We start from the raw sequence: 21796 nt of genomic DNA on the forward strand, positions 1-21796 counted from the left end.
CGTGGTACATCATGCTGATGACGACGCCATTCTCGGCAAAGCCTACGATGGACGCTTAGTACGTCGGTTGGCTACATATGTTATGCCTTACTGGCGGCAATTCAGTGTGGCGATTTTACTGTTGTTCGGGGCGATTCTGTCTGATCTGCTCCCACCATTGTTGTTCCAGCGTGCCATTGATGGCCCGATTCGGGCTGGTGCAATTGATGGTATCTGGCCCTATTTTGTTGCCTTCGTTGGTACACTGCTGATCAATTTTGGATTTCGCTACAGTCATTCTTATTTCATCAACAGTGTTGGTCAGCAGGTGATGAAGGATTTACGGGTTGCGATCTTTCGTCATATTCAGTACCTGAGTCTCTCTTTCTTCAATCGCAATCCGGTAGGACGTTTAATCACACGGATTACGAATGATGTTGACGCACTCAATGAATTTCTGACCCAGGGTGTGGTAATGATTGTAGCCGACCTGCTGACCCTGGTTGGGATTATCGTAGTAATGTTCGTGCTCAACTGGCAACTGGCCTTGATCAGTCTGGCAACGCTGCCCGTGCTGGCACTGATTGTATCAATCTACCAACGCTTCATGCGATCTACCTATCGGTTGGTACGGCAGCGATTGGCTCGGATCAATGCATTTCTCAGCGAACAGATCAGTGGAATACTGGTCACCCAACTCTTCAACGCTGAGCAACGCAGTCGAATGGCATTTGCGCGTTTGAGCGATGATTATATGCAGGCCAATATTCGGTCGGTGCTCATCTTTGCGATCTTCATACCGTCGGTTAATCTCCTGGCCGCAATTGGTACGGCGGCACTACTCTGGGGTGGCGGCAATGGCGTATTAGCCAACTGGGCATCGCTTGGTATGCTGGTCGCGTTCATCCAATATCTGGAACGTGCCTTTCAGCCGATCCGCAATCTGGCCGAGCGGTACACAGTCTTGCAATCGGCAATGGCCTCGGCAGAACGGATTTTTGCTGTGCTTGATACCGAAGCTGAAGTGCGCGATCCTGTACACCCCCGCTCATTGCCGACGCCGGTACGTGGCGAGATCGAACTGCGTAACGTGGTGTTTGGCTACCATCCAAATGAGCCGGTATTGCGTGGGATCAACCTCCATATCCCAGCCGGACAATCGGTTGCAATCGTAGGAGCAACCGGCGCCGGGAAAAGTTCACTGGTCGGTCTCTTAGCCCGATTTTACGACGTTCAGGAAGGGAGTATCACCCTCGACGGGATCGACATTCGTGAGCTAAGACAGGCCGAGTTGCGCCGTCACATTGCCGCCGTACCACAAGACCCAGTGTGTTTCAGCGGTACGATTGCCAGCAACATTCGCCTGCATAACGATGCGATCAGTGATGAACAGGTACGTGCTGCTGCCGAAATGGTAGGGGCCAACCGATTTATCGAACGCTTGCCAGGCGGGTACAATCACGAAGTGCGCGAGCGCGGCGCCAATCTCTCAATTGGTCAACGCCAGTTGTTGGCGTTTGCCAGAGTGATTGCCTTTAATCCCGAAGTATTACTCATCCTCGATGAAGCTACCAGCAGTGTTGATACCGAGACCGAAGCTCTGATTCAAACAGCTTTGACACGCCTGATGCGTGGTCGTACCAGCATCATTATTGCCCATCGGTTAAGCACCATCCGGCATGTGGATCGAATTGTCGTACTGCACAAAGGTCGTGTGGTTGAAGATGGCACGCACGATGAGTTGCTGGCGCGGCATGGTTACTACTACCGGTTGTATCAATTGCAGTTTGCGGGGATGACCGGGTAAGCGATGGTTTAGGGTTGAACACCACAGCGAGCGTAGAGCAGTGCTTTGTGTGCTGAGTTTCGTTGAGAAGCAGTGGGCATCCAACAGTACAGTAACCGGTCGGGATCGCCACCGAGAGCACAGCGAGCACGGAGCAGTGCTTTGTGCGCTGAGAGAGTGTCTGAAATGTATCTGGTCGAGGGTTTTGATGTATCCTTAGATGGTATGAACGAACAAAACACACGAAAACCCTATCCTACCGACCTTACGGATGCCGAATGGCAACGGATTGCCCCCGCTCTGCCGGAACGGACGTCACCCCGAGGGCGACACCGCGTCCATGCGTACCGGGAGATTCTGAACGCTATCTTCTCTATCTTGCGCAGTGGGTGCGCCTGGCGGATGCGTCCCCACGACGTGCCCCTCTGGGAGAGCGTGTATCATTCCGTTCGGCTCTAGCGACGGGATGGAACCTGGGTGCGTATCCATGCTGCCCTCCGCACGGACGTGCGCGTTGCCGCAGGGCGAGCGGCAGAACCGAGCGCTGCGATTCTGGACCGCCAGTCGGTCACAACGACCGAAAACGGGGGCCGCGCGGGGCTGATGCTGGCAACAACGTCTACGGACGCACACGCCATCTACTGGTGGGTCCCGTGGGCGTGGTGGTGACGGTGGTGCATGCCGCCGATATCCAAGACCGGGACAGGGCACGGTTGGTGGTGGGCAACCTCCATAGGAAGCAGTCGCGCCTGCGGATGATGTGAGCCGATGGGGGCGATGCCGGCCAGGTGGTGGAATGGGCGCAGCGCGTTGGTGGCTGGACCCTGGCCAGCAGCAAGCGTCCCGATGGGGTATCGCGCTTCCACGTGTTGCCGAGACGCTAGGTGGTGGAACGGACGGTTGCCTGGCTGGGAACGTATCGTCGCTTGCGTAAGGACGACGACGCACGCACCGATACGAGCGAAGCGCTCATGGATGCCGCCATGATTCACATGATGGTGAGACGTTTGGCCCACATCTATGCCAACGTCTATTCATAGAATGTTCAGACACTTTCTCAGGACGCGGGCTACAGGCCGGCGCTACCTAGGGCCGCGGCTGTTGTCAGGTCGCGGGCTGAAAGCCCGCGCTACCTAGGGCCGCGGCTGATCTCAGGTCGCGGGCTACAGGCCCGCGCTACCTAGGGCCGCGGCTGATCTCAGGTCGCGGGCTAAAGCCCGCGCTACCTAGGGCCGCGGCTGATCTCAGGTCGCGGGCTACAGGCCCGCGCTACCTAGGGCCGCGGCTGTTGTCAGGTCGCGGGCTGAAAGCCCGCGCTACAAGGCCCGCGCTACCTAGGGCCGCGGCTGTTGTCAGGTCGCGGGCTGAAAGCCCGCGCTACAAGGCCCGCGCTCCCCAGGGCCGCGGCTGTTGTCAGGTCGCGGGCTGAAAGCCCGCGCTACAAGGCCCGCGCTACCTAGGGCCGCGGCTGTTGTCAGGTCGCGGGCTGAAAGCCCGCGCTACAAGGCCCGCGCTCCCCAGGGCCGCGGCTGTTGTCAGGTCGCGGGCTGAAAGCCCGCGCTACCTAGGGCCGCGGCTGTTGTCAGGTCGCGGGCTGAAAGCCCGCGCTACAAGGCCCGCGCTCCCCAGGGCCGCGGCTGTTGTCAGGTCGCGGGCTGAAAGCCCGCGCTACAAGGCCCGCGCTCCCCAGGGCCGCGGCTGTTGTCAGGTCGCGGGCTGAAAGCCCGCGCTACAAGGCCCGCGCTCCCCAGGGCCGCGGCTGTTGTCAGGTCGCGGGCTGAAAGCCCGCGCTACAAGGCCCGCGCTCCCAGGGGCCGCGGCTGTTGTCAGGTCGCGGGCTGAAAGCCCGCGCTACAAGGCCCGCGCTACCTAGGGCCGCGGCTGTTGTCAGGTCGCGGGCTGAAAGCCCGCGCTACAGGGCCCGCGCTCCCCAGGGCCGCGGCTGATGTCAGGAGACGCGGGCTACAGGCCCGCGCTACAAGGCCCGCGCTCCCCAGGGCCGCGGCTGATGTCAGGAGACGCGGGCTACAGGCCCGCGCTACAAGGCCCGCGCTACCTAGGGCCGCGGCTGATGTCAGGAGACGCGGGCTACAGGCCCGCGCTACAAGGCCCGCGCTACCTAGGGCCGCGGCTGATGTCAGGAGACGCGGGCTACAGGCCCGCGCTACAAGGCCCGCGCTACCTAGGGCCGCGGCTGATGTCAGGAGACGCGGGCTACAGGCCCGCGCTACCTAGGTCCGTGACTGATGTCAGGTCGCGGGCTACAGGCCCGCGCTACAGGGTAAGGTAGAGAAACTCATTTCTACACAGAGGTTACAAACGACGGGGCAGGGCAACCGTGAACGCACTCCCCTCGCCGGGAACGCTGCGTAGAGCAATTTGCCCGCCGTGTGATTCGACGATATGGCGCACGATTGCCAGGCCAAGCCCACTGCCGGGATGACCACGCGCCAACGAGTGATCAACTTGATAGAAAGGAAGGAATATCTTTTCGTGCTCGCTCGGCGCAATTCCGATCCCGGTATCTTCGACCCGAATAATCAGGCGCGTCGGTTCATCACGGACAATCAGGCGTACTCGTCCCCCTGGCTCGGTGTATTGGAACGCATTTTCGAGCAAGTTACGGATGAGATGCTCAAAAGCGGAGCGATCGACTTCGATCGGTCGCATCTCTGAAAAGATGGCCTCAAACTGCAACTGAGCCTGAGCAGCACGTTCGCGGGCAGCAGCAACCAGTGGACGCAGGATGTCGAGTGGTTGAAGTTGTACAAAATGAAGAGAACGGCTCCGTATCTCCTGAAAATAGAGCAGATTGTTCAACTGGCGCGCCAATACTTCGCTGCTACGCCGCATAACCCGTATCGCTTCTTCTTGTTGCGGGCTTAGTGGGCCAAGCATACCACGCTCGAAGAGTTCGAGATAGCCAAGCAGCGAAGTCAGCGGCGTGCGTAATTCGTGCGAGAGGGTAGCCAGGAACTGATCCTTCATCCGGTCGAGGTCTTGTAGTTGGGCGTTGGCTTGTGTCAGTTCGCGAACCCGTGCTTCGAGCCGTTCGACCAACTTTTGATTGTATGAACGCAGTAACTCCGTCTCCATGACCTCTGGCAGACGTTCACGTCGGCCTTCAATGAACTCGGCGATCTGTGCTGGCAACGCACGGGCATCGATTGGTTTACTCAGATACCCATCACACCCGGCGACTAATGCCCGTTCACGTGCTCCTGGCGAAGCATCGGCGGTCAGCGCAATAATTGGCACATCGCGCATATGAGGCAGTGAACGTAAACGGGTAGTCGTCTCGTAGCCATCGAGGCCGGGGATACCGAGATCAACCAATACCAGCGCCGGATGACTGGTACGAGCCAACGCTAAACCGTTTGGGCCATCCTCTGCGATCATAACCTGATAACCACGCGCACTCAGCACCCGTTGTACCAGACGCTGATTATCAGGGTTATCTTCGATATACAGGATTTGTGGCAACTGGTTCATGATGTACTAACGTTGGTATCAACCTGGGCTGCCAGCAAGACGGGTTGCGCTATCGGTATAGTAAAGGTAAAGGTTGAGCCGATACCGGGTGTACTATCGACCCAGATACGCCCACCCTGGGCCAAGACTAATTTACGGGTAATTGCCAGACCAAGGCCGGTTCCACCAAGACGCGACCGCCGACCGTGAATTTGAACAAATTCGCTAAAGATCTCGTGTTGTCGCTCAAGAGGGATACCGATACCGGTATCCGAAACACTCACCGCCACAAAGCGACCAACCTTACCCTCTTCATTAACCTCATCATACACCTGGGCGCTTACGGTAATAGTACCACGTTCAGTGAACTTGATTGCATTTGAGAGCAGATTAAAGAGAATCTGGCGCAACCGGTCACTATCGGCAGAGACCTCCGGCAAAGTTGCCGGAACAGCATTCCGTAGCAATACAGGTCGGTTACGCAAGAGGGTTTGTACTGTGTCACAGACCTCACTAACAATGTGATACAGATCAACACTCCCAACATCGAGGTTAAGATGGCCGGCTTCGATACGGGCGAGATCGAGCAACTCATTAATCAGATGGAGCAAGAAGCGACCATTGCGATTAATACTCTGAATATCCTCGCGTTGCGTTGGTGTTAGTGGTTGCTCGGCATCATCAAGCAAAACAGTTGAGAAGCCGATAATTGCATTCAGCGGTGTACGCAGTTCGTGGCTGATACTGGCAAGGAAATCGCTCTTACGACGGTCGGCAAGTTGCGCCCGTTCGAGCGCCGCTCGTAGCTCTTCAGTGCGACGCGCAACTTGTTGTTCAAGGTCATTGTAGAGTTGAACATTCTCAATCGTCAACCCGACCATACTGGCAAAGGTGAGCAACTGAGCTGCATCGCGTGCCTGAACAGAACGCTGCTTATACTTGTAGTCAGCAGAGATAATCCCGATCACGACGTCATTGCGGCCAAAGATTGGCACCTGCACATACGATTGACTGGCTGCGACCGCTTGCTTAGCTTTACTGACGAAAGGATTCTGTTCAGGATTATCGACAATGATAGCCTTCCGGCTCCGAATAACATCGGCTTCAACGCTACTCCCATTAATACGCAACGGATGCGCATTCGCCACAGCGAGAAACCGTTGGGTCTCGGCTTCATTTTCAGGCCCAAACGATGCACTGACGGCACGCAACACATCACCATCAACGAGATAGAGAACTGATCGATCAAAGCCAAATCGCTCGCAAACTAATTTGGGAATGGTGTCGAGCAAGACGGGCCACGATAGAATGCTCTTCAGTTCATTCGAGACGGCATTGAGCGTTGCCAGTTGACGAGCGTTTTCTTCCAGTTCGGCAATCTTGCTCTGCAGCGTATCAGTCATGTGATTAAAGGCCGCAACCAGTTGACCGATTTCATCAACACCAGCCGCGGGCAAGCGCTGCGAAAGATCACCGCTGGCAACCGCCTGCACGCCTTCCCGAATCACACTGATCCGATTCGTGAACGATAGCGAGAGTAAGAGACCTAGCAGACTGATAACAACGATGATAACTAACAAGACTGACACCAACTGATTCCACAACTGGCTCTGGCTCTCGCTCAGACGCTGACCAGTAGCGATGGCCGGAGCATCAATTTCGTCGGCGGGAATCACCAGCGCGATACTCCAGCCAGCAGTGGTGATCGGGGCATACGCAACGTAACTTACCTGCTCACCTTCTTGAATCAGTTGCACACCCGACTGCCGGGCCACCATTTGTTCGGCCACTGCCCGTAGATCAGCATTGGCTGAATTCAGCAGATTTTCGGTACGGTACGGTTGATCCCAACGCCCGTTGACCTGCATATTCGGCCGTACCACCACATCACCGCTCTCATTAATGAGCAGCGCATAGCCGCTTGAACCTATATCGACGGTCAACAGGTCTTGTTGGATAGTGTCAAGCAAGAGATCAAAGGCCACAACACCAATAAATACGCCCTGCGCATCATAGATCGGTCGGGCACAGGTTGTCGCCAGTAAGCCGGTATTTGCATCGACATACGGTTCAGTCCATACAGTTGTACCGGCTTTGCGGGCCTTGACGTACCAGGGACGTACTCGCGGATCAAACGAATCAAGGGTCAGTAACTGATCAACAACGGCTTCATTATCAAATGCGATGACGCCGCCGGATTCTAAGGCAATATAGCCAATGTTCACCAGCGGGTTATGTGCGACCATCTCCCGCAAGAGGGGAATAATGCGACGCGCATACGCCACTTCCGCCGCGTATGCCTTCAAGAGTGCTTCATTAGGTCGTGGTGCGATCCACACACGCTCGTTGCTGAAAGCGACAACCGGTGCATTGTACTGTTGCAGGGCATATCCGGCCACTGTTTCGACCTGTTGTTGCACTCCCACTAAGGCAGCATCGTAGAACTGAGCTTTATCGGCAGCACGTTGGCGTAGACTGGCAGTAGCCTGTTGCCGCAGCGCATTCGCCCCTTCCTGAACCGTTGTTTCGCGAGCAATAGCTAAACTGCTCAGTCCAAGCCATCCAACGACGATCAACGGTGGTAGGGCTAGACCGAGCAGCAGTAGCAGAATTTTGAGCTGGATGCTTGAGCGAATTGCGTTCATAGACGCCGGTAGATATATCAGCAGCTTACGGCACAGCCGTTTGTTAATGAAATCTTTATGTATGGTAGCAGAAGTCGCCGTAGATCGCAATCAACACCAGATGACGGATGGCTTACAGAGGTGTCATCGTTGCGATGTCATCATTTCGTCACCTGCTGCTCTCGGTTTTACGACGCACTATCGTTAGAATTGCTGACAGAGAAGTGAACTATTGGCCGAGGTGTGCAATGACTTACCGGTTTCGTCTTATCACGTGTCTCAGCATCCTCTTGACACTCATCATGCCATTCACGTCAGCATCGGCGAATGTGAAGCGCACCGCTGATGGTCGCCCTGACGAACAGCTTTTTGTGAACGAGCAGGTTATCACCGAAGGAGCATTCCCACTCCTGACTGCTGCCAACGGTTTCCTGACACCACCGATGCCAGCACCACGTCCATTTACGCACATGCTTTTACGCTGGTCGGTTGTGGCTGATCGTGATCCACTCCTATCGCTGCGGGTCAGTCGTGATGGGATTGCTTGGAGTGAGTGGGTTGTTATCCATGAAGATGAGGAGCTGTGGCAGCCGACTGATGGTCCCGATCTGCACTGGAGTGACGTGATCTATGTCGGATCTGACCAGCGCTGGTATCAGGTGTGGGTCGAGTTGCCCGGCGATCCAACCGGATTTCGCTCGCTCCAGGTCAGCACCGTTGATAGTCGGTTTGGTCCGGCTGCACCGACGGCAACCCTCTCAGGAATTCCGGCAGCCATTGCCCGACCACCGGTAGTTAGTCGTACAGCCTGGGGCAATCCGCATGGTCAACAAAGTCCGCTGGCGCCACCAGCCTATTATCCGGTGCGTCACCTCGTAATCCATCACACGGCTGACGCCAATACACTGGCCGAAGGGCAAACCTGGGCAGATCGGGTGCGCGCTATCTGGTCGTTCCACACCTATTCACGAGGCTGGGGTGATATTGGCTATAACTACCTGATCGATCCGAACGGTGTTATTTACGAAGGGCGGGCCGGTGGTGATGATGCGGTTGGTTTTCACGATACTGCCAATTACGGCTCGATGGGTGTAGCACTGATTGGCACCTACAGTAGTGCTGCACCCACCACGGCTGCACTCGATTCGTTGGTTGCGTTATTGGCATGGAAAGCTGATCAGAAACGGATTGATCCACTTGGTCGTAGCTTCTACTACGGCTGTTCGATTTCACGCTTTTGTGCCCCGTTTAACCCCGGATCGGTCATCGACCATATCAGTGGTCATCGCCAAATAACGCCTGGCCATACGACATGTCCGGGTGATGCCCTCTTCAATCTGCTACCCAGCATTCGCCAGCGTGTGCAGGCCCGACTGGCAGGTGAGAGTCAACCCGATAACGGTGATCTGATCATTGAGGAACATGAGAGTGGATTTACGCGCAGCAATGCCAACTGGTATCTGGCTACCTGTGGATACGGTGGCACAGCCCTCTACACCTTTGCCACCGACAAACCAGCCGAAAGTACGAACGCGGCTACATGGCGTCCCAATCTCCCGGCTGCTGGCGTGTACCGTGTGTTAGTGTATGTTCCCAACAACTGCCCTGGCCTCAATCCGAGTCAACAGGCCCGTTACCGGATTACGACGGCTACCGGCATTGTCGAGCGCGTGGTGAATCAGGCAACGCAAGCCGGTTGGGTTGATCTTGGTACCTACAACTTTGCCCCCAACACCGCTAGTCTATCCCTATCGGATCTCACCGGCGAGCCGCTGAGCCAACGACGGGCGGTGCTCTTCGATGCAGTGCAATGGCAGGCATTGGATAGCAGCCGTCAGCGTCTGGAATTAGTGGCTGTCGAGTACGGTACAACGACACTGGCAGCAGGTGAGGTTTTACCGATCCGCTTTACAGTGCGGAATGTAGGCGCCGAACCGATTTACGGCCAAGACCCATTAGGTGGCAGTGTCTTCGATCTGAGTAGCAGCGAATTCGAGCGCGAGGGTTATGTTTACGATGAAGGTGAATGTTTTCTCGGCGCAACGGATCAGAACTATCCGACTTTTCCGAAAGAGGCAGGTCGTTTTCGGGTGATGCTGGGAATGCAGGGCCGAACGGTTCCCTGTGCCGGTGAAACCGGTGGGTATCCGTGGCGTTGGGGTATCAGTGGTCGGCTTGATCCCGGACAAACCCAGACGATTGTCGGCTACGTGCGGTTTCGTTCGCCAGGGGTAGTAACGGTACGAGCGGGCGCCATTCACGAATACGTGGCATATGTGTCGCTCAACCAGGCCGAGCAGCAGATTACGATCACACCTGAACGGCAACCGCCGCAGGTAACCCGCTACAACGAGCTGCTTCAGCCATTGGCAATGGTTTACGAATTGGCGAACACCCCTGCACGGCTCCTATCACGAACGCAAAACCCGCTCTCGATACGCCGTGGTTCGCTTCTGGGGAGCTTTGTCTGGTACGGTGAACTGCGTGATTGGGGGGCTGATGGCCCGATAGTCAACCGTAACGACTACTTTTTGATTGAACAGGTTCGTACTTTTATCGCACCGGTGAGTGGCGAGTATACCTTCGAGTTACAGAGTGACGACGGCGCATGGCTGTGGGTGAACGATCAACTGGTCGTCGCGAATGCTGGCGTGCATCCTCTCCAAACCGTCACCGGTACCATCACGCTCCCGGCTGGTCTCCACACGCTGGCAATCAAGTATTTTGAACTTGACGGGAGTGCAGCGGTAGGGTATCGGGTGAAGGAACCGGGAGCAAGCGATTTTACGCTGGTCCGTGAGGGGCTGGCCCAGGGTGAGATGATTGGTCCGCTTTTCCGTTCACTACGCGGATTACGCCTGAGTGCCGCAGATTTGGGTGGTGGTCATACTATCTTGCGCTATTCATGGGACGGTGAGACGTGGGTGAGCACAACCGAACCGGTTATCGAAGTTGGATCACTGATTGATGGCGAGTATCATTTGCGCTATCAGGCAATCGACAGTAACGGGAATGAGTCAGAGATCGTCGGGATGCGTTTTCGCGTGGATAGTCGTGTAACGGTATACCAGGTGATGTTGCCACTCATTGAACGGTAGCCGGATTGCCGGTAGGTGTTTTTCTGGGAGGGGAGCGCGGGCGCGGGGCACCGCGCCCCTACGAATGTGCTTCGATGATTGTCGGCATGCTATACATTGCCCCTTCCCGCCAGCGACCACCAACGAGGGCAATGGACGCCATATTGGCATACCACTACGTTCCAATATCTCCTGCAAAGGAATTTTTTCGGATCGAACCTAAAAATAGGGAACGAACGTTGAAAAGCCCTGGTACTCTGTGCTTTCGGTGGTGAAACAGATTATGACCAAGATGCCATCGTTCAAACCTGATCGCTGGCTAGCACTGCCTCAACAACATCGAACGGCACGTCAGATCGCACAACGACCTGACCGATAGCTGTTGGCAAAATCCAGCGTACTTTGCCGGCCTGTACTTTCTTGTCGCGCCCAATGAGCGCCAGCACGGCATCGCGGTCGAGGTCTGTTGGTAAGGCGGTCGATAGTCCATACGCTGCAAGCAGCTTACGCTGACGTTCAACAAGTGCGGGTGGACACAAGCCGAGGGCAACAGCAATCCGAGCAGCGGCATCCATGCCAATTGCAACACATTCACCATGGAGCAGGCGATAGCCGAGCAATTGCTCGATTGCATGACCAATGGTATGACCGTAGTTGAGCGTTATTCGTTCGCCACGTTCAAATTCATCGCGTGAGACAACCTCAACTTTCACTGCGACTGCACGAGCGATGATGGCGGTGAGTTTTGTCGTAAGTTCAATATTCTGCGCATCCCAGTACGCCGCATTAGTTGCATGCCAGCCCTGACTTGACGCAAGCTCTTCCAGGGCAAAAAAGAGTTCGGCATCACGAATGATACCATGTTTGATCACTTCAGCCCAACCAGCACGCAGTTCGCGCGGCGGTAGGGTTGCCAGCAAGTGGGTATCAGCCAATACCAGGCGTGGTTGGTGAAAAGCACCGATCAAATTTTTGCCCAGCGGATGGTTAATACCGGTCTTACCACCAACCGCAGCATCAACCATTGCCAGGAGAGTACTCGGCAATTGCACGAGTGCTACGCCACGTAAGATGGTGGCAGCCGCAAAACCGGCCAGATCACCAACCACTCCCCCACCTAGGGCCAACACTGCATCACGCCGCTCGATACCATTCTCGATCATCCAATCGTAAAGACGATGCAGTTCGTTAAACGATTTACTCTGTTCACCTGATGGGATGGTTGTAATACGGACCCGAAAGCCAGCTGTACTAAGCATCCCTGCAATGTGTTCAGCCACAGCAATCAGATGCTCATCGGCAATCAGCCAGAGCGTTCCGCGCAATTCGAGGGCAGCCAGATGCCCGGCGAGCGTTGATAGCACACCAGCCCCAACGATAACGGGGTAAGAGGTTGTGCTGGTTGTTACGGTGAGCGTCGTTGTCATGATAAGCTTCGGTTATGGTTTACGACGGCGGTTAATAATTGTCATCAGCACAGCAGCTAGCAAGAGGGCCAGACCCAGGTACGTTAATGGGCCGGGCCATGGTTCAGGTTCCTGGAGCAGGGTACGCAACAGTATGAGCGATTCCACAAACTAGTACCCTTCACGAAAGCAATTGACCGGTAAGTAGCGCCGGCAAGGTACTGCCGGCCGGATAAACCGTTTCGCCAGCCGGCACCAGCAGGAGACCATTTGCCCCGCGCAGCGAGAGCAAGCGTGAGCTACTCTGACTGCCGGTAGTAACCGCTAACAGGCGACCTTCTCGATAACGCACGATAATCCGCTGATATTCAGGCCGGTCAGGTGAAGGGCGAACCGGTTCGTCCAGCGTTACATCGATCTGAGGTCGGAACGGTGTTGCATCACCCTGCAAAGCACGTAGCGCCGGACGAACAAAGACTTCAAACGAGACCAATGAGGAAACCGGATAACCCGGCAAACCGAAGACCAGCTTGTCGCCAATGGTAGCGAAGGTGGTTGGTTTACCTGGCTTAAAGGCAATCCTACCGAAATGCACCGTGCCAAGCTCGGCTAACAGCGGCTTGATCAGGTCGCGCGTCCCCATGCTCACGCCGCCGCTCGTGATCAGAACATCAGCCTGATCAAGACCTTGCAAGATGGCCTGACGCTGGACATCAAGATCATCACGGGCGATACCGAGCGAAATGGGAATGCAGCCGGCCTCGCGGATAGCCGCCATCAGCGCATAACGATTGCTATCGCGCACAGCCCCACCAGGTCGCTCACTTCCCGGTTCGACCACTTCATCACCAGTAGCCAGGACCGCTACTCGTGGCTGGCGATACGCTGAAATGCGAGTAATACCGAGTGTAGCCAGGAGTCCGATCTCGGCAGCGCCAAGCGTTGTGCCGGCGGCCAAGACCATCTGACCACGACGAACATCTTGACCGACCGCATGCACATAGTCACCGGGCTTCAATTCGCGCTGAATATAGAGCATGCCGTCGCGCTCTTCGGTTAGCTCAACCGGGATCATCGCATCGGCACCGTCTGGCAATGGCGCTCCGGTCATAATGCGCGTCGCCTCACCGGGGGCAAGAGTAACTGCTGCCCTACCACCTGCCGTCAATTCACCAACAACACGACGAGGAGAGAGGCCATCGGCAGCGCGCAGAGCATACCCATCCATCGCCGATTTTGGCACGTCGGGAATATCTTCAGGCGACGTAATATTACTAGCCAGGACACGGCCGAGAGCAGTCAACGCATCAATCTCTTCACTTCCCAACGGTTGAACATGAGCCATAATCGCTGCTGTTGCTTCAGCGATACTAACCATCGGGTATGGAGACTCGCGCAGCATATCAGTCATACATTATGCTCCTTTAGCAGAGTGTATGTTGCTGAGCGCACGCCAGACCTTTTCTGGGCGTAGCGGAATATCGATATGTCGCACCCCAAACGGTTGAAGTGCATCGATGACAGCATTTGCAATGGCTGGCGTTGAGCCGATGGTAGCCGCCTCTCCCACGCCCTTTACACCGAGTGGATTGAGCGGCGTAGGAGTTTCAGTCTTGTCAACTGTAAAAGGTGGAAAGAGATCAGCGCGTGGCAAGGCGTAATCCATCAACGTCCCACTGAGCAACTGACCATTAGCATCGTATACCACCTCTTCGAGGAGCGCCTGAGCGATTCCCTGAGCTAAGCCGCCGTGAATCTGACCGGTGACAATCAGTGGGCTTATTCGTGGCCCACAATCATCAACTGAGTAGTAAGCGCGAATGTATACCTGGCCGGTTTCGCTATCTACCTCGACCACGGCAATATGTGTGCCGAAGGGATAAATTAGGTCAGCAGGACGGAAATAGTCAACTGCTTCGAGGCCAGGATCGATGTCGGGAGGAAGTTTATTGCTGTACGCCCGCCGAGCAATCTCGGCCAGGGTCAGCGCTCGATCAGGCACACCACGCACCTGATAACGACCTTCATGCAGCTCTATATCGGCCACGTTCGCTTCAAGCATAGCAGCCGCAATCTGACGTACCTTCTCACGCACCTTCGTGGCGGCGCGCATCAGGGCCGCACCACCGACGGCAAGCGAACGTGACCCCATGGTACCGATGCCCATTGGGGTAATAGCTGTATCGCCATGCTTCACAACAATACGCTCGAAATCTGCCCCGATCTGATCGGCCACAATCTGGGCAAAAGTTGTTGCCGTACCCTGGCCGTGAGGTGAAATACCGGTTGTGACCGTGACGCTACCACTCGGCTCTACTTTAATCTGCGCACTTTCATAAGGGCCAAACCCACACATCTCGACATAACAGGCAATCCCGATACCGAGTAACATACGATCACCCGCAGCCCGACGCGCCGCCTGCTCGGTGCGGAGCTGCTCGTAATTGGCCAGAGTTAACGCCTTGCTCAACGCCTTATCATACTCACCACTATCGTAGGTAAGACCGGTCGGTGTTTTGTACGGAAAAGCATCGGGCGGAATAAAATTGCGCCGTCGTACTTCTGCCGGATCAAGGTTCAACTCAGCAGCGACCAGATCCATCAGTCGTTCGATATAGTAGGCAGCTTCGGGCCGACCTGCGCCACGATAGGCGGCGACCGGTGTGGTATTGGTATAGACACAAATCGCCTCTAAATCGACAGCCGGAATCTTATACACGCCAACCGCCATCGCGGTGGTGAGATCGGGCAGACCTGGAGCGAGCGGGTAAGCACCGAGATCGGCGACAATTCGCATACGCAACGCAGTCACTTCACCATCGGCGGTTACCGCAGCTTCAATATCGCAGACCTGACCACGGCCATGGGTAGTAGCCTGAACATGCTCAAGCCGATGCTCAACCCAGCGCAGCGGGACATTGAGCTGACGGGCAAGGGCGGCGAGCAGAGCTTCTTCGGGATAGATACCGATCTTAACCCCAAAACCACCACCGACATCGGGAGCAATCACGCGCACCTGATTCTCGTTCAGCCCAACAACGTTGGCAACTTCACTACGCACCTGATGCGGTGTTTGGGTGCTCGTCCAAAGCGTGATACCTTCGCTGGCCGGATCAGGTGCAGCCACTACCGCACGTCCTTCCATAGGGAAGCCGAGCAGACGTTGGTTGACCATACGCTGGCGAATAATACGATAAGCGGAAGCGAACGCCGCTTCGACATCCCCCTTTTGGCGGCGGCGGCGATGGTCGATATTGTCAGGCAGACCATCGAAGATGACCGGTGCGTCAGGTGCGATAGCCGCCAATGGATCAATGACAGCAGGTAATGGTTCCCATTCGATAGGAAGCGAAAGTGCAGCATCGAGGGCTGCCTCTGGGGTACGGGCAACAATTGCAGCAACTGCTTCACCGACATGCCGAACCCGCTCAACGGCCAGGACATAGCGCGTGCGGCCCGTATAACGTTGAGCACCACTGCCGCCTTCACCAGAACTCGCGAGGGGAAGTGGCCGACAGAAATCGACCAGATCAGCGCCGGTATACACTGCAACCACGTCGGGATGAGCCAGTGCCGCAGCTTTGTCGATAGCAACGATCTGGGCATGAGCATAGGGACTGCGAGCTATTGCCACGTATAGCATGCCTGGTAGACGCAGATCGCTCACATACGTGCCCTGCCCTCGCACGAGACGCGGATCCTCGCGGCGCTTAATTTCGGCACCCATCAGGGCTGCATAAGCCATCGTTCGACTACCTTTCTTTTTTGTCAACCCTGTGTGATAACACTCGTACTATGAATATGATACCAGAATTCGTTGCGCCGTTCGTGAGTAGCTGAAACATCTGATCGGCAACGGTGGTGTTGTCGCTAGGCGTGCAATTGAAGAAATTGTAATTGCACGATAGCCGTGAACCGACTATGCTACATAAGGGAGATCTTTGTCAGACTAACTGATTTGACGTATCAACAGACGTTACCGTTTCCGAATGTAAGGACAACACCAGCATTATGGCGATACTTGAACCTTCAACCTCGGTGAACGACGCCAGTGCAGTGTCATCTGTCCCAGACAGCATACACGAACCAATCATTATCGAGGCGCGTAAGGGATGGTGGCATTTCAACTGGCGCGACTTATGGGACTATCGCGAGTTACTCTTCTTCCTGGTTTGGCGTGACATTAAGGTGCGCTACAAGCAAACACTGCTTGGTGCAAGTTGGGCGCTTATCCAACCGACGCTGCAACTGGTTGTCTTTACGATCATCTTTGGGCGATTAGCCGGAGTGAATACCAACGGTATTCCGTATCCGCTTTTCAATCTGGCCGGACTCTTACCGTGGCAGTTTTTTGCCAACACCGTCGCCCAGGCGGCCAACAGCCTAGTTGGGAGTGCCAGTATTGTCCGTAAAGTCTACTTTCCGCGGCTTGCCATCCCAACAGCCAGCGTGTTGGCCGGAACAGTAGATTTCGGCCTGTCGTTTTTGATCTTGCTAGCGTTGATGTTCTGGTATCAATGGGCACCCACGCCGGCAGTATTTCTCTTACCGCTATTTATGCTCCTAGGAATGATCACGGCGCTGGGTGTCGGCTTCTGGCTTTCGGCAATCAACGCCCGTTACCGTGATGTGCGCCATGCCACTCCATTCCTGATCCAGCTCTGGCTCTTCGCGACACCGGTGGTATATCCAAGTAACCTAATCGAAGGGCACTGGCAGATTGTTTATGCCCTTAACCCGATGGTCAGTGTTGTCGAAGGGTTTCGCTGGGCATTACTGGGCACCCAACCGCCCAGCCTGCTGATGTTCATTTCGGTCACAACGGCAATAGCCCTGTTTAGTTCTGGTTTGCTCTACTTTCAGGCGGTGGAACGTAAGTTTGCCGACATTATTTAGCCTATGCCATACGCAATTCGTGCCCGTGATTTAGCAAAACAGTACCGGATTGGAGCGATCAAGCAGCGCAGTCCAGGATATGCCACCTTGCGCGATGCAATTGTCGAGCGGTTTCGTGGTCAACCGTCGGCGGAGACAACCGAATTGTGGGCGCTCAATGGGGTTTCATTTGACATCCAGCAAGGGGAGGTCGTCGGAATTATCGGTCGTAATGGCGCCGGGAAGAGTACCCTGCTGAAGGTTCTCTCCCGAATTACTGAGCCAACGCGCGGACGGGCCGAGCTGTATGGACGAGTTGCATCATTACTCGAAGTTGGTACCGGTTTTCATCCTGAGCTGACCGGACGCGAAAATATTTATCTCAACGGCGCTATCCTCGGTATGCGTAAGCGCGAAATTGACCGTAATTTCGATGCCATTGTGCACTTTGCCGAGGTTGAGAAATTTATTGATACACCGGTGAAATTTTATTCGTCGGGCATGTATGTCCGTCTGGCTTTCGCTGTTGCTGCACACCTGGAACCAGAAATCTTGATCGTCGATGAGGTACTGGCTGTAGGCGACGCTCGCTTCCAGAAGAAATGCCTCAATAAGATGCAAGACGTTGGTCAACAGGGACGAACAGTACTGTTTGTTTCGCACAGTATGCAGTCGATTTTGCGAATGTGTCAGCGGGCAATTCTGCTACACCAGGGACAGGTGATTGCCGATGGCCCAGCTCAACAGGTGGTAGGGGTCTACCTGGGCAAGGGCGCGCATTCGATTGCAGAACGGGTTTGGCCGGATCGCGAAAAGGCGCCCGGTAAAGATGTTGCGCATCTGCGAGCAGTGCGGGTTCGCGATGTTGATGGTGATGTGTCCGATACGATTGATATTCGGACACCGGTAACGCTTGAAATGGAGTTCGTTGTTAGCAAAGGTGGTTATGTGTTAATGCCACATTTTCGTCTCTACAACGAAGATAATGTGGCCGTATTCACGACACTCGACCTCGATCCGGAATGGCGTGGACGCCCGCGACCGCCCGGACGGTACACTGCACGGGTGACGATTCCCGGCAATTTTCTGGCCGAGGGTTCGTTGTACGTAGAAGCAGCACTGACCACACTCAATCCGCCGATTGGGCAGTTTGCCGAGCGTGATGCAGTAGCGTTTCAAGTCATTGATAGCCTGGAAGGTGATACGGCCCGTGGTGATTGGGCTGGCAACCTTTCTGGCGTTGTCCGCCCCTTGCTGCCCTGGTCAACGGTCTATGAGCCGATTGGTTGATCGTCGCTTATCGCCGTATGCAGTACGAAGGTACGGCGTCGTATTGGCGCTACCGATACTGAGCTGGATCGGCGTGTTGACGTTATACCCTTTTGCGTTTATCCCGACCTGGCCGACGAACCCCTGGTTTCGGCTACTGACTGGTCTCAGCCACGGCACTGATCTGATGCAGAACGTGATTCTCTTCATACCGCTGGGGGTGACGTTACGTTGGTTCCTGGCAGGGTATGGGATACGTCAACGCGGTCAAATTGTTGGGTCAATGATACTAGCTGGTCTGCTGGCACTCGGCATTGAAATCGCTCAGCTTATCATCCCTGGTCGTACTGCTGCCATCCTCGATGTGATGGCGAATACGGCCGGTGCCGGGCTGGGTAGTCGGTGGCTGGCACCTCTATTGATACCGATTGTTGACCAAATTGCGCGCCGGGTGGTGCATCTTATCCGACAAACACCAGCCACAGTGGTGGTCATTGGACTGACCATCTGGCTCGGTAGTGCCGGATGGCTATTGCAGCACTGGCAGCGAGCAACCTTGCCGACAAACTGGTCGGATCGCTACACGTTACACATCGGGGCGGCTGATGATGGACGGCGGTTTTGGCCGGGATATGTGAGCTTTGTTGCGCTGTATGATCAAGCATTTACTGAACGTGAGGCGCATAAGGTCAACACATTTCAAGAGGCAGTCGCCCTACAGCCGTTGCTAGCTTACGATCTCAATCAGTTCCCACCAATGCCGAATGGGCCATTTAGCCGACCGTTAGTAGCTCACGGGAAACCAGTTTTAACTCAGGAAGGCATGCGAGTAGGCTATGAGCGCTGGTTGATGAGCCGTGAGCCATTACGAGGAGTTGCTGCTGCAATTGCGCAGACCGGTGCTTTTACGCTAGTGGCACGAGTGGCAGTGGGAGAACCAACCAGACATACGGAAGGCTTTATCATCAACTATGGCCGCGGGATCGATGGTCACAATGTGAGTCTCATCCAGGCCGGCGCCGATCTTCTGGTACGCATGCGCTTACCGCTAACGCGGGCAGCCAATGACCGACCGCCATTACGGTTCAGCAACGTTTTCACCAGCTCACAACCACGGGTCCTGATCCTCAGTTACGATGGCGCCGTTGCCCGTCTATTTGTAGATGGACAGCAACACCGGCAACAATACACATTTGGCCCAGGCGAAGCACTGTTTAACCGCTGGCTACCGGTGGAAACACATCAGATCGGTGGCTGGAGCATTGTGTTGACATTCATGTTAAGCCTGCCATTTGGACTGATTGGAGTACCCTGGCAGGGGACGTACCGACCGTTGTTGATGTTGATCGTGGTCAGCGTATGGGTCAGTCTGGCGGCATCCATGGTAGCCTCCGCTCTCGCCAGCAGTATCTTGATAACAAACCTGATCGGTATTGTGATAGGCACTCTCCTGCTTTTCTGGCTCACTCAACCACTGGCTAGAAAGAGGTAACAATGAAGCTCTGGCTAAAGATGTTGTTAACCGGTACTGTACTGTTTCTTTCCTTGGGAGCAGTAGTCTCGGCGCAAACCACGTTTGACTGGCGCAGTGACTGGGCGGTTGCCGATGGGTTCACGATTGTGGAGGATACGACGGGCTACCACTTTCCAAGTGCGATAGCGTTCGTGCCGGAACCCGGTCCTGATCCGAAGGATCCGCTCTATTTTGTGACCGAACTACGTGGAACGCTCAAGGTCGTCACCAATGATCGCAGCATCTTCACCTTTGCCGAAAACGTTTTTCAATTCAAACCGACAGAGGAGTTACCGTCGGGTCAGGGACAAGGTGGCATGGGAGGCATCTGTCTTGATCCAGCGCGTGGTTACATCTTTGTCACCTTCCTCTACACCGACGCAAATGGTCGGATGCGCAACAATATCGTGCGCTATCAATCGAAACCGGGCACGTTCAGCCTCCAACCAGAAGGCTTCGTCGCGTTCACCGAGGTCTTCGCCGGTTACGAATCAGGACTAGCGCACCATATAGGCGCCTGTCAGGTCGTTGATGATCAGCTATTTGTCGGTATAGGAGAAGCCTGGCAACCGCATCTGGCGCGTGATATTGAGCAAATGGTTGGCAAAATCTACCGTATGAGCCTTGATGGCAAACCGCTTCCTGATAATCCCTTTTACATTGATGATGATGTCACGAAAGCACGCAATTACGTTTGGGCTAGCGGTTTCCGTAATCCCTACGCGATGCAAATCGTAAATGGGCGGGTCTTCGTCGGTGACAACGGTGTAGGTACCGATCGCTTTGTCGAAGTGCAGCGGGGTGAGGATTACGGTTGGAATGGTCAAGAAAACAGCATTCACTTACGGGCAGCGTATGTATGGGTACCCAGCCTAGCGCCAACGACGTTACAATATCTTCCACCTGACAACATGCTGCTTGGTGCGGATAACGCCGGTAAGTTCTTTCTCGGCATGGCCGGATCGGTGCGACGTGGCAAAATGCCAGGTATCGTGCGAATTACTTATGATATGGAGCAGAGTCGGGTGATGGCGGTACCCGACTACTTCTTGCGCTTCCGCGGCAAACATTGCGCTTCCGCGGCAAACAAGAGCAGATGGTGGTTGCGGTGGCTATAGGTCCTGATGGGCTTTACTTTGCACCCTTGTACGCGAATCAGGCCGATCAAACATCGGTGTATAAGATTGTTCCCGACCCAACCAACAGCTATCCCTACCGTCCGCTGCAAGTCGAAGACCCCCGCCAGATTATTCGCGAACGAGGTTGTCTCGGGTGTCATCAAATTAGAGGAGATGGCGGTTTCGGTGGTGCAGCCGGCCCGCCACTCAATCGAGAATTGCTGATCGCCAATGTCCAGGCTCGGCTGAACAATCAACAGTACCGCCAGCTTCTGGCCGATTTGGATCAACTTGAGGAAGAGCCATGGGTTTCTACTCGCTCGGCGCGAGCGGCAGTACTTGCCCTGGAAGGTGAAGCAGCAGTACGGCAGTGGATTATTAACCAGATTGTCGAACCGCGTTGGGATAATCGCGGATCGCAGATGCCGAACCTCGGGGTAACACCAGCAGAGGCAGCGATTGTCGCTGACTATCTATTGGCACCTCCTGCTGATAGCGGATGGATCAACCGCATAAACACGGTGTTACGTTCACGACTGGCCTGGCTTTCCTTTGGTGTTGGTCTGATTGGAGGGATTGCGGTGGCCGGGATAGGTAGGTGGCTCTGGAAGCGTCGCGCTCGGGTATAATGCCCACCGAACAACGTTTTTGGATGCAGCACGGAGATGGAGATAACAC

13 protein-coding genes and 1 pseudogene are annotated in these 21796 nt (G+C 55.2%); 8 read left to right on the forward strand and 6 right to left on the reverse strand.

The features are described 5' to 3' along the window. The first annotated feature begins 1 nt into the window (after position 1). Positions 2-1786 carry an ABC transporter ATP-binding protein gene (locus QTO31_RS03635; protein WP_301428123.1) on the forward strand — a complete coding sequence of 595 codons (1785 nt, stop codon included), beginning with the start codon at positions 2-4 and terminating at the stop codon, positions 1784-1786. 204 nt (positions 1787-1990) lie between these two features. Next, positions 1991-2805: pseudogene (locus QTO31_RS03640) on the forward strand (IS5 family transposase). Between the two features lie 1273 nt (positions 2806-4078). Here the strand turns inward: QTO31_RS03640 and QTO31_RS03645 are convergent. Next, positions 4079-5257 carry a hybrid sensor histidine kinase/response regulator gene (locus QTO31_RS03645; RefSeq protein WP_301428124.1) on the reverse strand — a complete coding sequence of 393 codons (1179 nt, stop codon included), beginning with the start codon at positions 5255-5257 and terminating at the stop codon, positions 4079-4081. Next, positions 5254-7881: an ATP-binding protein gene (locus tag QTO31_RS03650; RefSeq protein WP_301428125.1), complete on the reverse strand. Its 2628-nt coding sequence runs from the start codon at positions 7879-7881 to the stop codon at positions 5254-5256. Before QTO31_RS03650 ends, QTO31_RS03645 begins: the two co-directional genes overlap by 4 nt. A gap of 227 nt (positions 7882-8108) precedes the next feature. Between QTO31_RS03650 and QTO31_RS03655 the strand changes: the two genes are divergently transcribed. Further along, positions 8109-10958: an N-acetylmuramoyl-L-alanine amidase gene (locus QTO31_RS03655; protein ID WP_301428126.1), complete on the forward strand. Its 2850-nt coding sequence runs from the start codon at positions 8109-8111 to the stop codon at positions 10956-10958. Between the two features lie 281 nt (positions 10959-11239). On the opposite strand, the gene aroB is transcribed toward QTO31_RS03655, so the two are convergent. From aroB to QTO31_RS03675, 4 genes are read right to left on the reverse strand one after another with little or no spacing between them, the layout of a single operon-like run. Continuing rightward, positions 11240-12364, reverse strand: a complete 1125-nt coding sequence (aroB, locus tag QTO31_RS03660) for a 3-dehydroquinate synthase (RefSeq protein ID WP_301428127.1) — start codon at positions 12362-12364, stop codon at positions 11240-11242. Positions 12365-12376: 12 nt separating this feature from the next. Beyond that, positions 12377-12511: a hypothetical protein gene (locus QTO31_RS03665; protein ID WP_255346761.1), complete on the reverse strand. Its 135-nt coding sequence runs from the start codon at positions 12509-12511 to the stop codon at positions 12377-12379. Positions 12512-12524: 13 nt separating this feature from the next. Next, positions 12525-13754, reverse strand: coding sequence for a gephyrin-like molybdotransferase Glp (glp, locus tag QTO31_RS03670; protein WP_301428128.1), 1230 nt, complete (start codon positions 13752-13754; stop codon positions 12525-12527). Positions 13755-13757: 3 nt separating this feature from the next. Further along, positions 13758-16088, reverse strand: coding sequence for a xanthine dehydrogenase family protein molybdopterin-binding subunit (locus tag QTO31_RS03675; protein WP_301428129.1), 2331 nt, complete (start codon positions 16086-16088; stop codon positions 13758-13760). Positions 16089-16354: 266 nt separating this feature from the next. On the opposite strand from QTO31_RS03675, the gene QTO31_RS03680 reads away from it, so the two are divergent. Genes QTO31_RS03680 through QTO31_RS03700 form a run of 5 tightly spaced genes read left to right on the forward strand, consistent with a single transcriptional unit; the run spans position 16355 to position 21747 of the window. Beyond that, positions 16355-17239, forward strand: coding sequence for an ABC transporter permease (locus QTO31_RS03680; RefSeq protein ID WP_031460695.1), 885 nt, complete (start codon positions 16355-16357; stop codon positions 17237-17239). A 3-nt stretch (positions 17240-17242) separates the two neighbouring features. After that, the gene (locus QTO31_RS03685; protein WP_031460696.1) at positions 17243-18508 is read left to right on the forward strand and encodes an ABC transporter ATP-binding protein; all 1266 of its coding nucleotides are present in this window, start codon (positions 17243-17245) and stop codon (positions 18506-18508) included. Further along, positions 18492-19979: a VanZ family protein gene (locus tag QTO31_RS03690; protein ID WP_301428130.1), complete on the forward strand. Its 1488-nt coding sequence runs from the start codon at positions 18492-18494 to the stop codon at positions 19977-19979. Before QTO31_RS03685 ends, QTO31_RS03690 begins: the two co-directional genes overlap by 17 nt. 2 nt (positions 19980-19981) lie before the next feature. Continuing rightward, a complete protein-coding gene (locus tag QTO31_RS03695; protein ID WP_301428131.1) occupies positions 19982-21118 on the forward strand; it encodes a PQQ-dependent sugar dehydrogenase in 1137 nt (378 codons plus the stop codon). Then, positions 21109-21747, forward strand: coding sequence for a hypothetical protein (locus QTO31_RS03700; RefSeq protein WP_301428132.1), 639 nt, complete (start codon positions 21109-21111; stop codon positions 21745-21747). Before QTO31_RS03695 ends, QTO31_RS03700 begins: the two co-directional genes overlap by 10 nt. The last annotated feature ends 49 nt before the right edge of the window (positions 21748-21796 follow it).

This window comes from Chloroflexus sp. MS-CIW-1, from assembly GCF_030444705.1.
GTDB lineage: Bacteria > Chloroflexota > Chloroflexia > Chloroflexales > Chloroflexaceae > Chloroflexus.

Coding starts and splice junctions, on each gene's coding strand:
- QTO31_RS03680 (WP_031460695.1), top strand. CDS start 16,355: ATGGCGATACTTGAACCTTCAACCTCGGTGAACGACGCCAGTGCAGTG.
- QTO31_RS03685 (WP_031460696.1), top strand. CDS start 17,243: ATGCCATACGCAATTCGTGCCCGTGATTTAGCAAAACAGTACCGGATT.
- QTO31_RS03655 (WP_301428126.1), top strand. CDS start 8,109: ATGACTTACCGGTTTCGTCTTATCACGTGTCTCAGCATCCTCTTGACA.
- glp (WP_301428128.1), bottom strand. CDS start 13,754: ATGACTGATATGCTGCGCGAGTCTCCATACCCGATGGTTAGTATCGCT.
- QTO31_RS03650 (WP_301428125.1), bottom strand. CDS start 7,881: ATGAACGCAATTCGCTCAAGCATCCAGCTCAAAATTCTGCTACTGCTG.
- QTO31_RS03645 (WP_301428124.1), bottom strand. CDS start 5,257: ATGAACCAGTTGCCACAAATCCTGTATATCGAAGATAACCCTGATAAT.
- QTO31_RS03675 (WP_301428129.1), bottom strand. CDS start 16,088: ATGGCTTATGCAGCCCTGATGGGTGCCGAAATTAAGCGCCGCGAGGAT.
- aroB (WP_301428127.1), bottom strand. CDS start 12,364: ATGACAACGACGCTCACCGTAACAACCAGCACAACCTCTTACCCCGTT.
- QTO31_RS03690 (WP_301428130.1), top strand. CDS start 18,492: ATGAGCCGATTGGTTGATCGTCGCTTATCGCCGTATGCAGTACGAAGG.
- QTO31_RS03695 (WP_301428131.1), top strand. CDS start 19,982: ATGAAGCTCTGGCTAAAGATGTTGTTAACCGGTACTGTACTGTTTCTT.